At 64.2% G+C, this 13,004-nt stretch carries 12 protein-coding genes; 8 read left to right on the forward strand and 4 right to left on the reverse strand.

The window, feature by feature from the left end; genetic code table 11:
* Positions 1-97: 97 nt before the first annotated feature.
* The gene (locus AC3ENJ_RS09150; protein WP_431813806.1) at positions 98-1,387 is read right to left on the reverse strand and encodes a CapA family protein; all 1,290 of its coding nucleotides are present in this window, start codon (positions 1,385-1,387) and stop codon (positions 98-100) included.
* A 179-nt stretch (positions 1,388-1,566) separates the two neighbouring features.
* Here AC3ENJ_RS09150 and AC3ENJ_RS09155 point away from each other — a divergent pair, with 179 nt between their 5' ends.
* Positions 1,567-2,418 (forward strand): hypothetical protein, encoded by an 852-nt coding sequence (locus tag AC3ENJ_RS09155; protein WP_431813807.1) that lies wholly within the window; start codon positions 1,567-1,569, stop codon positions 2,416-2,418.
* Between the two features lie 126 nt (positions 2,419-2,544).
* Here the strand turns inward: AC3ENJ_RS09155 and AC3ENJ_RS09160 are convergent, their stop codons facing one another.
* Both AC3ENJ_RS09160 and AC3ENJ_RS09165 read right to left on the reverse strand, forming a co-directional pair.
* On the reverse strand, positions 2,545-2,826 hold the full coding sequence (locus AC3ENJ_RS09160) for a DUF1540 domain-containing protein (RefSeq protein WP_190780003.1): 282 nt from the start codon (positions 2,824-2,826) through the stop codon (positions 2,545-2,547).
* 324 nt (positions 2,827-3,150) lie between these two features.
* Positions 3,151-3,612 (reverse strand): DUF2087 domain-containing protein, encoded by a 462-nt coding sequence (locus AC3ENJ_RS09165; protein WP_190780004.1) that lies wholly within the window; start codon positions 3,610-3,612, stop codon positions 3,151-3,153.
* Positions 3,613-3,681: 69 nt separating this feature from the next.
* Here AC3ENJ_RS09165 and AC3ENJ_RS09170 point away from each other — a divergent pair, with 69 nt between their 5' ends.
* From AC3ENJ_RS09170 to AC3ENJ_RS09200, 7 genes are all read left to right on the forward strand, one after another.
* Positions 3,682-5,706 (forward strand): S9 family peptidase, encoded by a 2,025-nt coding sequence (locus AC3ENJ_RS09170; RefSeq protein WP_431813808.1) that lies wholly within the window; start codon positions 3,682-3,684, stop codon positions 5,704-5,706.
* A 171-nt stretch (positions 5,707-5,877) separates the two neighbouring features.
* Positions 5,878-7,785: a translational GTPase TypA gene (gene typA / locus AC3ENJ_RS09175; RefSeq protein ID WP_190807024.1), complete on the forward strand. Its 1,908-nt coding sequence runs from the start codon at positions 5,878-5,880 to the stop codon at positions 7,783-7,785.
* Positions 7,786-7,787: 2 nt separating this feature from the next.
* Entirely contained in the window at positions 7,788-8,702 is a 915-nt protein-coding gene (locus tag AC3ENJ_RS09180) for a PIG-L family deacetylase (protein WP_431813809.1), read from the forward strand.
* Positions 8,699-9,223 (forward strand): hypothetical protein, encoded by a 525-nt coding sequence (locus tag AC3ENJ_RS09185; RefSeq protein ID WP_190807026.1) that lies wholly within the window; start codon positions 8,699-8,701, stop codon positions 9,221-9,223. The genes AC3ENJ_RS09180 and AC3ENJ_RS09185 overlap by 4 nt, the downstream gene beginning before the upstream one ends.
* A 54-nt stretch (positions 9,224-9,277) precedes the next feature.
* Positions 9,278-9,601, forward strand: coding sequence for a ferredoxin (fdxA, locus tag AC3ENJ_RS09190; RefSeq protein ID WP_190780008.1), 324 nt, complete (start codon positions 9,278-9,280; stop codon positions 9,599-9,601).
* A gap of 2 nt (positions 9,602-9,603) precedes the next feature.
* Entirely contained in the window at positions 9,604-10,749 is a 1,146-nt protein-coding gene (gene dapC, locus AC3ENJ_RS09195; protein WP_431813810.1) for a succinyldiaminopimelate transaminase, read from the forward strand.
* A 175-nt stretch (positions 10,750-10,924) separates the two neighbouring features.
* A complete protein-coding gene (locus tag AC3ENJ_RS09200) occupies positions 10,925-12,226 on the forward strand; it encodes a citrate synthase (RefSeq protein ID WP_431813811.1) in 1,302 nt (433 codons plus the stop codon).
* A 217-nt stretch (positions 12,227-12,443) separates the two neighbouring features.
* Here AC3ENJ_RS09200 and AC3ENJ_RS09205 read toward each other — a convergent pair whose 3' ends face one another.
* On the reverse strand, positions 12,444-13,001 hold the full coding sequence (locus tag AC3ENJ_RS09205; RefSeq protein WP_190807027.1) for a dihydrofolate reductase family protein: 558 nt from the start codon (positions 12,999-13,001) through the stop codon (positions 12,444-12,446).
* Between the last annotated feature and the right edge of the window lie 3 nt (positions 13,002-13,004).

The raw sequence follows: 13,004 nt of genomic DNA on the forward strand, positions 1-13,004 counted from the left end.
CCTCCCCGTCTCGGGCGCGGTTGCGCTCGTGCGTGCCAGGTGAGGGTCGTGCTGATTCCGAGTCGGGAATCCGCACGGCCCTCGTCTCACGACGAGCTCAGGGCACGGCGGGGCCGTCCTCACTCACGAGCCATTCGCGCAGGCCATGTTCCACGGCGGAGGGAGTGTTGACGATTTCGGCAAGGCGCTCCCGGTTCTGCTTGTCTTGGGCCTGTGAGCGGCAGGTTCCGTTGGGCGCATCCGACGCCGCCGAACACCACGCGTACTGTCCGCCCCGGGTGTTCGAGCTGGGCGCCCACGAGAGATCGCTGACGTCCCAGCTTCCGTCCTCCGTTTTCGCGAACTGAAAACGGGCGATCAACCCGTCGTTGTTGACGGGCATCATGGGCGCGGTTTCCGTGACCGTGTTGCCCACGCCGTAGACGATCCACGTGCCGTTGTGGTTTTCAATGGGCTGGACGCTGTGGGATCCATGACCGTAGATCGCGTCGAACGCACCGGAGTCAGCCAGGGCGTGCGCGGTGCGGACCTGGTAGTCGTCGGCGGTGTCCGTGTACTCGATGATGGAGTGCATGGCCGCGACCACGACATCCGCGCCTTGCTCGCGTGCTTTCTCGGCCTGGCCCACGGCGCGGTCGATATCCGCCCGGGCCACCTCCGGGTCCACGGTGGGATCCTTGCCGTCCCGGAACCGGTCGACCTGCCACTCGTGCTCGGCAGCCATTTGGTTGACGCTGTTGGTACCCGTCACGATTGCCACCGTTCCGGCTTCCGAGTGAACCAGCAGTGGTTCTTCGGACGCGGCTTCGGATGCGTAGGAACCGGTGTGCTGCAGTCCGGCTTCATCCAACGCGGCAAGAGTGCGGTTGATCCCCCCGGTGCCCTGGTCCAGGGTGTGGTTGCTGGCGGTCGTGCATGCGTCGTAGCCCACCGATTTCACGGCCGAGAGGATCTCAGGAGGCACTTGGAATTGCGGGTAGTCGGCATACGGACCACCCTTCTCGGCCACGGGAGTCTCCGCGTGGCACACGCCGATGTCGGAATTCTCCAAGTAGGCACGTTGTCCCGCGAGCAGGGGTTCGAAGTCGAAGTTCTTGTCGTTATCCGCGGCGGGGTCCGTGGCGAAGTTGCGCCACAGGCCTTCGTGCAGCAGCAGGTCTCCGGTCACCGCCATGGTCATGCATTGGTCCTCCGGGCACTCGGGGCCGGACGCGGCGGCGGGGAGCGTGGGGAAGGCATCAGAGCCGGTCGTGGACGGGTCGCCCTCCGAGGGCGATGATGCAGTTTCCCCGGCTTCATCCGCGCATCCGGCAAGACCTCCGGTCATTAGCGCGACCGCGGCAGCGAAGGTCAAGATCTTGAGGTGGCGAGATGTGGGCAGGCTCATAATGTCGATAATTTCACAGTCCCAACATGGCGTGCATCACATTGAGAACGTCTGCGGACTCAATCACCTGGATTTAAGTCATTAAGAACTGACGTATTTCCTGAGATGGTCTTCACACGGAGGTGGTCAAAGGTTAGGCTTTCCTAAGTTTCGAATGTCACACAGAGAGCGAGGAAGCCATGGTCGGGCAGACGATTGGTGGCCAGTCTCAAGGTTCCAGCACCCATGATCGAGCCGTGTCCCTGGCTCATCGAATGCTCGCGGGAGCGGGGCGCGCAACGCTTGTTGCTTATGGACTCGAGGGTCATCCGACGCTCGACGCCCTGGCGCACGGCATGACCGGCAGCGGAGATCTCATGGTGGCGACCACGGTGTTCTCCGGTTCCGAGGATGCAACTCTGCTCAATCCGGACACTCGGATGGACGTGCGGATGGACATCACCAAACTGTCGCCCGAACCTCGCGTGGAAATTATGACCGCCAGCGCCCACATGCTCGGTCAGTTGGAATGGTTGGATTCCGAACGCGCCGCCGACGTGCTCGAGTACGAGAATGTGCCCGAGATGATCAAGGCCGTTGCCGAGTCTCCGTTCGGAATGCTCGGGATCGTGCGGGTCTCGCGCGTCCTGCTGCACGACGGCGTGGGGGCCACCGCCATTCCGTATGCGCACTTGATCGAGCGCCACGCCGACGTGGCCCTGGCAGGCTTGGGTGACGTGGAGTCGATGGGTCTGGATGTCGCGTCCAGCCTGGACTCCGTTGACCTGGCCTCGCTGTGCGATGCCGTCAGCAATGGCTGGATCGAGGCTCGCGTTCTAAGTGAAAAGCCCTCTGTCGGTGGTTGCTCACACACCAAGAACCGCGAGTTCGTGGTGGATGTCGATGCCACGGGATTGACCGTGATGCGCAACGGTGCAGACCGCACCCACGTGTTCTTTGTGCCGTTCGAGCCCGAGTCGGTTGCGGAGTGCGGTGGCCTCATGGCCCGAGTGGAATCCTTGTTCGGTACGCGAGTGGGTGCTTCCGACTAGTCGCACCGGGGAGACGAGCTGAGCCCGAGGCAGTTGTCCCCAGACCCATGTCAGTGGAACCTCAAGAAATGGTGCCCGTGCGTTCGCGAAGAACGCACGGGCACCATTCTGTTCGGAAGCCATCGATTACTCGGCCTCGTAGGTTGCGCAGTTGGCGGTGTCGCCGGTCACCTCAATGGAGGACGCGGTGCACAGCAGGTCGGTATTGTGCTTGCACTCAAGGCGCTGGCACGCGCCGACCTGACCGTTGGCGGTGGGCAGGCCACCGCGAGCGTCCAAGGAGATGAAGGTGGTGCAGGAAGCGGTGGAGCCACTGCCGCCCACGGTGATGGCGGGTGCCGTGCAGCCGTTGTCGTTGTATGCGCACGCGGTGGCGGCGCACGTGGAGACTGGAGTCAAAGTAGCCATGATGTGTTCCTCTCAGACAGTTCGTATTAATAAAGATACGAGCGGAAACGCCGCCTTACAAGTAAGTTGAACCTTAGGTCAAACACATCTGACGTAATTAAATTTAGGAAGTCCTGCCTTTTCTAATTAACTTGCAAGGCGAGCCTTACCTTGCTGTGGCGGGCCTCATGTCACACCGTGGGTCGCGAGCGCGCTTTCGTAACCGCAAGTTTCTGTTTCGGTTCTGCATTAGTTGAAAAGACCCGAAATGTTCTCGTGAAATGCACAATCATCACACCAGACACATTTGCAATGAATAGGTTTCAGTGCGAGCGAGCCCAAAACCTATCGGCGGTACTCGCTGCCGTCCCGGTTTCGCGTGATGTACCCGGTGTCCACTCCGTGCCGCCTGATGAGGGCGGGGTCATTGCTGAACTTCTCCAGCCGATCATTGAGCTCCCGCTCGTCAATGCGCTCTCCAGTCGCCAAACATTGATCCACGATCCAGCGGATCAGACCGTCTTTGTCTGAGGCCTTAGAAGGCCACCGCGTGACGCGCCCTTTGTCCAGAAACCGCTCGTAACCTTTGGGGGTGCCAGTCGCCCCCTTTGCGAGAAGATCGCGGAAGACCCCGGTGGGTGACCACGCGCCGCCGTCGTCGTCAATCAAACCGGCGCGTTGGAGGTTTTCGAGGGCTCGCGATTGTTTGGAAGTGGGCGCCATGGGAAGTTGGTCGAGGATGACTCGGGCGTACATGGTGCGGGTGTCCGGATTCGCGAGTGCGGCGAAGATCTGACGGGTGTTCATTCGGCCATCCTGACAGCTCGGCCGCTGGGGGCGCGCCGCGGCCCGGCGCTGGGCGATAGTGTGACGTACATGACATCTTGCTTCGACACCCCCGAACATTTGACCGCATCGCCTCGACTGTCCGGATTCAGCACCCACGAATCCGGCACCGTGGTGGCCCTACGCAAGGAGCTGTCCAGGGACGGTAAGAAGTACGTGACTCAGGCGTGGTCGGTGGAGCCCACCGGGGGCGAGTTCCGGGTTGCGCAGCTGACCCACGACCAGCACGGGGTCTCGGAAGTGTGCCCGGCGGACCACAGCGCCGTGTTCTTCACATCCGTTAGGCCATCCGGGGACGAGGACAAGGAACGTACTCGATTGTGGCTGCTGCCCCGGCACGGCGAAGCGCGCATGATTCTGGAACGCCCCGGCGACGTCCAAGACCTCAAGCTGGGTGGCGAGCGCCTGTTTTTCGTGGGCGGCACGCTCCCGTCCGCCCGACACGCAGAGGACGTCACGGCAGAGAACGAGCGGCTGCACAAACTGCGCGAGGATACGGGCGTGAGTGCGGTGCTGTATGAGACGGCACCCATCCGCGACTGGGACCACGACCTGGGTCCTGACGAACCCACCCTGTGGTTCGTGAACGCACAGGACGCCATCGACGGCGTCCCGGTTCAGGAGCACGCGAGACGGGTGCGGCTTCCGCGGGGGCGTTTGCTCGGCTATGAGCCCTCTCCCGACGGCAGTTTTGCGGTGATCACCATGAACGTGTGGATCGAGGGCGGGTGGGAACGTTCGGAGGTCTGGCGTGTCCCCGCCACCGACGATGCTTCCGGAGAACCCGAGCTCATCCACGGCGCCGATCACGACACCTGGTGGGAAACGCGCCCCGTCAGCCCGGACGGAACCCGGGTCATTCTGTTCAAGGAACGGCTCTGGAACAGCACGCAGAACCTCTCCATTTCTTTGTGGGTCCACGACTTCGACTCGGGGGACACACGCGAGATCCTGCCCGGAGACGACTACTGGGGAGAGGACCCCCAGTGGGCTGATGAAAGCACGGTGGTGTGCAGCTCCGATTACCGGGGCCGGGGCATTGTGTTGCGTATCAGGTGCGCGCCGGGGGAGGAGCCCCGCGTCGAGACGTGCGCCGGTGGCGACGGCCAGGGCTGGACGTACGGATCTGTCCATGTGACGGGGCAGCGACTCTGGGCCGTGCGATCACGAGTGGATCGCCCCGAAGAACTCGTGTCGTGGTTGGGCGAGGAATTCTCGGCCGATCCCGTATCAATCGAAGGTCTCCTTCCCGACGATGTTCCGGCCGGCCGGCTCGAAGAAGTCACCACCGTGGCGCAGGACGGTACGGAAATCCGCGCGTGGCTCGCCCTGCCGGACACCCCCGCCGCCGCGGAGCTCCCGCTGCTCGTGTTCGTGCACGGCGGGCCGTGGGGTTCCAATAATGCATGGTCCTGGCGCTGGAACCCGTGGCCCTTCGTGGCCCGCGGCTATGCGGTGCTGCTCCCGGACCCCGCCATTTCCACCGGCTACGGTCAGCGCATGATCGACCGCGGTCAGCAGGAACTGGGCGGTGCCCCGTTCACGGATGTCATGTCACTGGTGGAAGCCGCCACGCAACGCCAGGACATCGACGCCGGGCGGCAGGCCCTGCTGGGTGGTTCCTACGGCGGGTACATGGCCAACTGGGTGGCCGGCCACACGGGGGAGCGATTCAAGTGCATCGTGACCCACGCTTCGTTGTGGGACCTGCACACCATGGGCGCCACCACGGACAACACCGAGTGGGAGGAGGCCATGGCGCCGTCGCAGGCTGCTCGCTATTCGCCGCATCGGTTCGTGGGCGACATCCAGGTGCCCATGCTGGTGATTCACGGTGACAAGGACTACCGCGTGCCCATTTCCCAGGGGCTGCAACTGTGGTCGGATCTGCAACGGCACACCGCGGTGAAAGGGCACAAGTTCTTGTACTTCCCGGATGAGAACCACTGGATCCTCAAGCCGGCCAACTCGCGCACCTGGTACGAGACCGTTCTGGCGTTCGTGAACGAGCACGTGCAGGACAAACCATGGCACAGGCCGGAACTATTGGGATAGGAGACCGCTCGATGCGATTGCCCCGGGGGACCACCCGGGACACTCGCGCGCACCAGGCCGCGGAACCAGCTGGAAATGAGTGATGAGTCACGTGTGGACGAGCAGGCGCATGAGGAAGAGTAGAATTGACGAGATTCCCCTCTACCTCGATTCATGAAGAGAGACTTGCGTATGTCTGAAACCACCGCCCAGCGCGCCGATCTGCGTAACGTGGCAATTGTTGCCCACGTTGACCACGGCAAGACCACCATTGTCGATGCCATGCTCCAGCAGACGCACGCTTTCTCCTCACACGGAGAGGTCGAAGAACGAGTCATGGACTCGGGCGACCTGGAGCGGGAGAAGGGCATCACCATCCTTGCGAAGAACACCACCGTGTTCTACGACGGACCCTCGGCCAACGGCGAGACCATCACCATCAACGTGATCGACACCCCGGGCCACGCGGACTTCGGTGGTGAGGTGGAGCGCGGCCTGTCCATGGTGGACGGCGTGGTGCTCCTGGTCGATGCGTCCGAGGGCCCCCTGCCCCAGACCCGGTTCGTGCTGCGTAAGGCCCTGGAGGCCAAGCTGCCCGTGATCCTCGTGGTCAACAAGGTGGACCGCCCGGACGCGCGCATCGAAGAAGTGGTCTCGGACACCATGGACCTGCTGCTCGGCCTGGCCTCCGACATTTCCGAGGACTACCCCGAAATGGATTTGGACGCCGTTCTGGACGTCCCCGTGGTGTACGCCTCCGGTAAGGCCGGTCGCGCCTCCACCGAACAACCCGGCGACGGCGAGCTTCCGGACAACGAGGACCTCGAGCCGCTGTTCAAGACCATCATCGAGCACATCCCCGCGCCTTCCTACGAAGAGGGCGGTGTGCTGCAGGCCCACGTGACCAACCTGGACGCCTCCCCGTTCCTGGGTCGGTTGGCTCTGCTGCGTATTTTCAACGGCACCCTCAAGAAGGGTCAGACCGTTGCCTGGGCTCGTCAGGACGGGCAGCTCAAGAACGTGCGAATTTCCGAGTTGCTGGCCACCAAGGGCCTGGACCGTGTTCCCGCGGAGCAGGCCGGTCCCGGTGAGATCGTGGCCGTTGCCGGCATTGAGGACATCACCATTGGTGAGACCCTGACCGACCCGGACAACCCGCAGCCGCTCCCGCTGATCACCGTGGACGATCCTGCGATCTCCATGACCATCGGCATCAACACCTCCCCGTTGGCCGGCCGCGTCAAGGGTGCCAAGGTGACCGCCCGCCAGGTGAAGGATCGCCTGGACAAGGAGCTCATCGGTAACGTCTCCCTCAAGGTCCTGCCCACGCAGCGTCCCGACGCCTGGGAAGTGCAGGGCCGTGGCGAGCTGGCGCTGGCCATCCTGGTGGAGCAGATGCGCCGCGAAGGCTTCGAGATCACCGCGGGTAAGCCCCAGGTGGTCACCAAAACCGTCGACGGCAAGGTGCATGAGCCGTACGAGCGCATGACCATTGACGCTCCGGACGAGTTCCTCGGTGCCATCACCCAGCTCATGGCCGCACGTAAGGGCCGCATGGAGGGCATGGTCAACCACGGCACCGGCTGGGTGCGCATGGAGTTCAAGGTCCCCTCGCGCGGGCTGATCGGGTTCCGCACGCGGTTCCTGACCGAGACCCGAGGTGCCGGCATCGCGGCGTCGTACTCCGACGGCTACGAGCCGTGGGCCGGCGACATCGAGTACCGCACCAACGGCTCGCTCATCGCGGACCGTGCCGGTGTGGTTACCCCGTTCGCCATGATCAACCTGCAGGAGCGCGGTTCCTTCTTCGTGGAGCCCACCTCCGAGGTCTACGAGGGCATGATCGTGGGTGAGAACTCCCGCGCGGATGACATGGACGTGAACATCACCAAGGAGAAGAAGCTCACCAACATGCGCTCCTCCACCTCGGACAGCTTTGAGCACCTCACACCGCCGCGCAAGCTCACCCTCGAGGAATGCCTTGAGTTCGCTCGCGAGGACGAGTGCGTGGAGGTCACCCCGGAAGCCATCCGTATCCGCAAGGTCGTCCTGGAAGCCAATGACCGCGTGAAGGCCGCTCGTCAGCGGGCTCGCGCCTGATTATGAGCACACCGCGATACCCCGGAGCGGGCACGGTCACCGAGGGCGCAGTGCACTCGCTACTGCCCGTGGGCCGTGCCCCGGGGGACGCGCGGATCCTGTGGGTTCACGCCCACCCGGATGACGAGTCCATTGCCACGGGCGGCTCCATCACGCACTACGCTCGCGCCGGTGCCGCCAACGTGCTCCTCACCATGACCCGCGGCGAACGCGGTGAGGTCATTCCTGAGCCGCTGCGTCACCTCGAGGTGGGTCAGCCCGGCTGCCCGGACACCGACGGCACCGCTCTGGGCCTGTATCGCGTGGGCGAGCTCGACGACGCCGCCGCGGCACTCGGTCTGACCGACCGCTTTTTCGCCGGGGAGGCCCCCGCTGTCGATGAGTCCGTGGGATTCGCCAACGGGCTGGGTCGATACCTGGATTCGGGGATGAGCTGGGGTGACAACGGCCGGGCGCAGCCCGCCGAGGACGTGTCCCCGGCTGCCCTCACCTCGGCCACCGAGGACGAAACGGCCGCGCATGTGGCCGCGGCCATCCGCGCAGTCCGGCCGCACGCGGTGGTCACCTACTGCGATGACGGGGGTTACGGTCACCCGGATCACGTGCGAACCCATCATGCCACGCTGCTCGGCATCACCCAGGCCATGACGCCCGCCCACGGCGCACCAGCCTGGGACGTGCCGCTGGTGTGGGGCACCGAGGGCGAATCCGACCCCGCGGATCAGCGACAGCAGGCCGTGATCAACGGCCACCCGGGGGCCAAGCGCGCGGCCATGGCCGCCCACGCCACGCAGATTGTTCTGCCGGGCCACGAACCGGGCACTTTTGAACTGTCCAACGGCGTTCCGCAAGCGCTGACGGCCACCGAGCACTACCGTTTGCTCCGTGGTGAGTTGTTCGGCGGTGGCCCCGCATGAGCCGCACCGCACGGACACCCGTGAACCCGGCCCCGTGGCACAACGGCCCCGAAACCGAGAGCGTGACCGACGAACCCGCCGAGCCGGGCGAGATCACCTCGACCACAGCGGCGTCGGCGCCCCCTAGCACCCTCTCCGCGGTGGTGACCACCGTGATCACCGGGCTGCTGATCGGCTCCGTGGCCGCCGTGATGCACGCGAACATCTGGTATCTCAGCGAGTCCGTGTGGCTGCCGTGGGGACTGCTGTTCTCCGGGGCGCTCGTGTGGTTCGCCAGCGTATGGTGCGGTACGGCGACTCGCCGGGTGTGGGCCGCCGCGGTCCCCGGACTGCTCAGCTACGTGCTCTCATGGGCCTTCGCCTACCTCAAGAACGGCTCGGCCCTGGTAGTCACCTCGTGGGAGGCGCCCATCGGAATGGTCGGCTACGCGTGGTTCGCCGTCATCTTCGTGGCCGTGATGGCCGCGGTGATTGTTACGGGCCGCTACATCACCAAACTCCGCCGACAAGCACGTGGCTGACCGCGCGGTTAGACTGTTGGCTGATCCCCTCGAACCAGGAAAGGTACGTTTACCGTGACATACGTGATCGCCCAGCCTTGTGTGGACGTCAAGGACAAGGCATGCGTTGAAGAATGTCCCGTGGACTGCATCTACGAGGGCGAACGTTCCCTGTACATCCACCCGGACGAGTGCGTCGACTGCGGTGCGTGCGAACCGGTGTGCCCCGTGGAAGCCATCTACTACGAGGACGACACCCCGGAGGAATGGGCCGAGTACTACAAGGCCAATGTGGAGTTCTTCGACGATCTCGGTTCCCCGGGCGGTGCCGCGAAACTGGGTAACACCCACAAGGACCACCCGATCATCGCCGAACTTCCCCCGCAGAATCAGGATTGATCGTGACTGAGCTGCGCGGTTTCGGACTCGACCTGCCGGACTACCCGTGGAACTCGCTTGCGCCCTATCGCCAGCGCGCGGCTGAGCACGCGGGCGGCACGGTGGACCTGTCCATCGGCACGCCCGTGGATCCCACGCCGCTCGTGATTCAGGATGCGCTCGCGGCCGCTTCGGATGCTCCCGGTTACCCCACCACGCAGGGAACGCCCGCGCTGCGCGAGGCGATTGCGGACTGGTACGCGCGACGCCGCGGCGTCACCCATCTGGACCCGGCCGCCGTGATGCCCACCGTTGGCTCCAAGGAACTGGTCGCGTGGCTGCCGCTGCTGCTGGGACTGGGTCCCGGGGACGTCGTCGCGCGCCCCACCGTTGCGTACCCGACCTATGACATCGGGGCCCAGCTGGCCGGTGCCGAGGCGGTGCCCGCAGATGACCTCGACGACCTGGACCCCCAGGTGCGTTCGCGCGTGCGGATGGTGTGGGTCAACTCGCCGGGCAACCCCACGGGCATCGTGCGTGATGCCGCCGGTCTCAAGAAGATCGTGGACCAGGCGCGCGCGCAGGGTGCGGTGGTCGTCTCCGACGAATGCTATGCGGAACTGGGCTGGGGCGACTGGGACGTGGCCGAGGGTGGTGAGCCCGTGCCGTCCGTGCTGGACGAGCGGGTGACCGGGGGAGACCTTTCACTCGTGCTGAGCGCGTACTCGATGTCCAAGCAGTCCAACCTGGCCGGTTACCGCGCCGCCTTCCTGGCCGGTGACCCGGACCTGATGCCGTTGCTGATCAACTCGCGCAAACACGCGGGCATGATCGTGCCCTACCCCGTGCAGGAAGCCATGCGCGTGGCCCTCGCCGATGACGCCCATGTGGCCGCTCAGAAGGCACTCTACCGGGAACGCCGCGCCAAGCTGCTGCCCGCCGTGGAAGCTTTCGGGCTGCGGATCGAGCACTCGGTGGCGGGCCTGTACCTGTGGGCCACCGCCGGCGAGGACACCTGGGACACCGTGGGGCGCTTTGCCGAACTGGGCATTGTGGTGGGCCCCGGGACGTTCTACGGGGAGGCGGGAAATGGTTACGTTCGGCTGGCCATGACAGCCAGTGACGAGCGAATCGACGCTGCCGTTGCGCGCCTGCGCGAGGCCGTGTAACCACGCTCACCGCGCTTCACATGAGTGGAACCTACGCTACGCCACGGGGTAGGTTAGATGATGATCAAACTGTGTCCCAGTATGGGCGTGACAGTCATGGCAACGCGGTTGTTGCCCTGGCCGGGAGCGCGAACCGCTGTCCGGGCACCCCGAGCAAACCGTGGAGGACAACACCATGGCAGAGGCCAAGAAGAACGCTCAGAAGGTTGAACTGAACTATCAGGACGGCAAGGCCATGGAGCTGCCCGTTCTGGAGGTCACCGAAGGCAACCAGGGCTACGGCCTGGGTTCGTTGCTCAAGGAAACGGGCAACGTGACCTACGATCCCGGCTTCATGAATACTGCCAACACCAGGTCTCACATCACCTATATCGACGGTGACAACGGCATTCTCCGTTACCGCGGTTACCCCATCGAGGAATTGGCGGAGCACTCCAACTTTGTGGAGACCACCTACCTGTTGATCTACGGTGAGTTGCCCACGCGCGAGCAGTACGAGGAATTCGCGCACCGCATCACCACGCACACCATGGTGCACGAGGACATCAAGATGTTCTTCAACGGATTCCCACGCTCCGCGCACCCCATGCCCGTGCTGTCCTCGGCCGTGTCCGCGCTGTCCACGTTCTACTCGGACTCCCTGGACCCGTTCGACAAGGAACAGGTGGAGATCTCCACTATCCGCCTGCTCGCCAAGGTCCCCACGCTGGCCGCGTACGCGTTCAAGAAGTCCATGGGTGAGCCGCAGCTCTACCCCCAGAACAAGCTGAACTACGCGGAGAACTTCCTGCGCATGTGCTTCGGGGTGCCCGCCGAGGAGTACGAGGTTGACCCGGTGGTCGCCAAGACCCTGGACATCCTGCTGATGCTGCACGCTGACCATGAGCAGAACTGCTCCACCTCCACCGTGCGCCTGGTGGGCTCCTCCCACGCCAACATGTTCGCTTCCGTCTCTGCCGGCATCAACGCCCTCTACGGCCCACTGCACGGCGGCGCCAACGAATCCGTGCTGCACATGCTCGATCAGATCCAGAACCGCGGGCTGTCCGCGGACGAGTTCATGGAAAAGGTCAAGAACAAAGAAGACGGCGTGCGCCTCATGGGCTTCGGGCACCGCGTCTACAAGAACTACGACCCGCGCGCGAAGATCATCAAGGGCTACGCCCACGATGTGCTGGCCAAGCTGGGTGGTAACAACGAGATGTTGGACCTCGCGATGAGCATGGAGGAGAAGGCCCTCGCGGACGACTACTTCGTGGAGCGCAAGCTCTACCCGAACGTGGACTTCTACACCGGGCTGATTTACAAGGCCATGGGCTTCCCCGAGAAAATGTTCACCGTACTGTTCGCCATTGGTCGGCTGCCGGGTTGGATCGCCCAGTGGCGGGAAATGATCGAGGACCCGGAGACCAAGATCGGTCGCCCGCGCCAGCTGTACGTGGGCGAAGGAGAGCGTCACTACCCGACCTCGAAGTAAGCCTCACGGCTCAGCACAACACCCCGTCATCGACTCCGGTCGGTGGCGGGGTGTTCTATTGAGGTTCTTAGCGGGGTACAACGGCGCCGCCTGTCATCTTGGGCGGCGGCCCGCATGGGAGGGGACACCAGGACCGTGGGCCACACTCGAGGTGCCGTGAGGACCCTTGGCGGGATGGAAAAGGGTTCTCGCGGCGCATGAGGCGCACGCGAGGGTCTTACCGTGGCACGTAGCGCAATGCGACCGCACCGGAACCGTATTCCACGCGGTCAATGAGGCGCAGATCCAGAGGTTTCGACAGGCCCGCGAACAACGTGGGCCCGTGGCCGGCCACGCGCGGGTGCACCACGAACTCGTACTCATCGATTAATCCGAGATCCGCCAAGTACAGCGGCAACGTGACACCACCCACGTACAGACCCTCGCCGGGTTCTTCCTTGAGGGCTCGGACGGCCTCACCCGGATCACCGCGCAGAAATTCCGCGTTCCAGTCGAGGTTCTTCAGGGTGCTCGAAACCACGTACTTCTTGGCGGCGTCAATTGTTCGTGCCCACGGCTCCATCCACGGCTCCAGCCACTCGGGCCATGCGCCCGTGACCGGATCCCGGCGCCAGGCCTCCTCCATCATGCCGTAGGTCACCCTGCCGAAGATCAGCGCATCGGCACGCGCAACGGTCTCTGCGGCGCGCCGATGCAGTTCCTCGTCCGCTATCCCCTCACGGTGATCGACACAGCCGTCGAGGGTGACGTTGATGGAGTACCTGAGCGGTCTCATGCC

The sequence above is a fragment of the Kocuria sp. cx-455 genome (assembly GCF_057707085.1).

What these genes read in the sequence shown, in the direction of transcription:
- AC3ENJ_RS09150 (WP_431813806.1), bottom strand. Translation starts at nt 1,387, where the DNA reads ATGAGCCTGCCCACATCTCGCCACCTCAAGATCTTGACCTTCGCTGCC.
- AC3ENJ_RS09155 (WP_431813807.1), top strand. Translation starts at nt 1,567, where the DNA reads ATGGTCGGGCAGACGATTGGTGGCCAGTCTCAAGGTTCCAGCACCCAT.
- AC3ENJ_RS09160 (WP_190780003.1), bottom strand. Translation starts at nt 2,826, where the DNA reads ATGGCTACTTTGACTCCAGTCTCCACGTGCGCCGCCACCGCGTGCGCA.
- AC3ENJ_RS09165 (WP_190780004.1), bottom strand. Translation starts at nt 3,612, where the DNA reads ATGAACACCCGTCAGATCTTCGCCGCACTCGCGAATCCGGACACCCGC.
- AC3ENJ_RS09170 (WP_431813808.1), top strand. Translation starts at nt 3,682, where the DNA reads ATGACATCTTGCTTCGACACCCCCGAACATTTGACCGCATCGCCTCGA.
- typA (WP_190807024.1), top strand. Translation starts at nt 5,878, where the DNA reads ATGTCTGAAACCACCGCCCAGCGCGCCGATCTGCGTAACGTGGCAATT.
- AC3ENJ_RS09180 (WP_431813809.1), top strand. Translation starts at nt 7,788, where the DNA reads ATGAGCACACCGCGATACCCCGGAGCGGGCACGGTCACCGAGGGCGCA.
- AC3ENJ_RS09185 (WP_190807026.1), top strand. Translation starts at nt 8,699, where the DNA reads ATGAGCCGCACCGCACGGACACCCGTGAACCCGGCCCCGTGGCACAAC.
- AC3ENJ_RS09200 (WP_431813811.1), top strand. Translation starts at nt 10,925, where the DNA reads ATGGCAGAGGCCAAGAAGAACGCTCAGAAGGTTGAACTGAACTATCAG.
- AC3ENJ_RS09205 (WP_190807027.1), bottom strand. Translation starts at nt 13,001, where the DNA reads ATGAGACCGCTCAGGTACTCCATCAACGTCACCCTCGACGGCTGTGTC.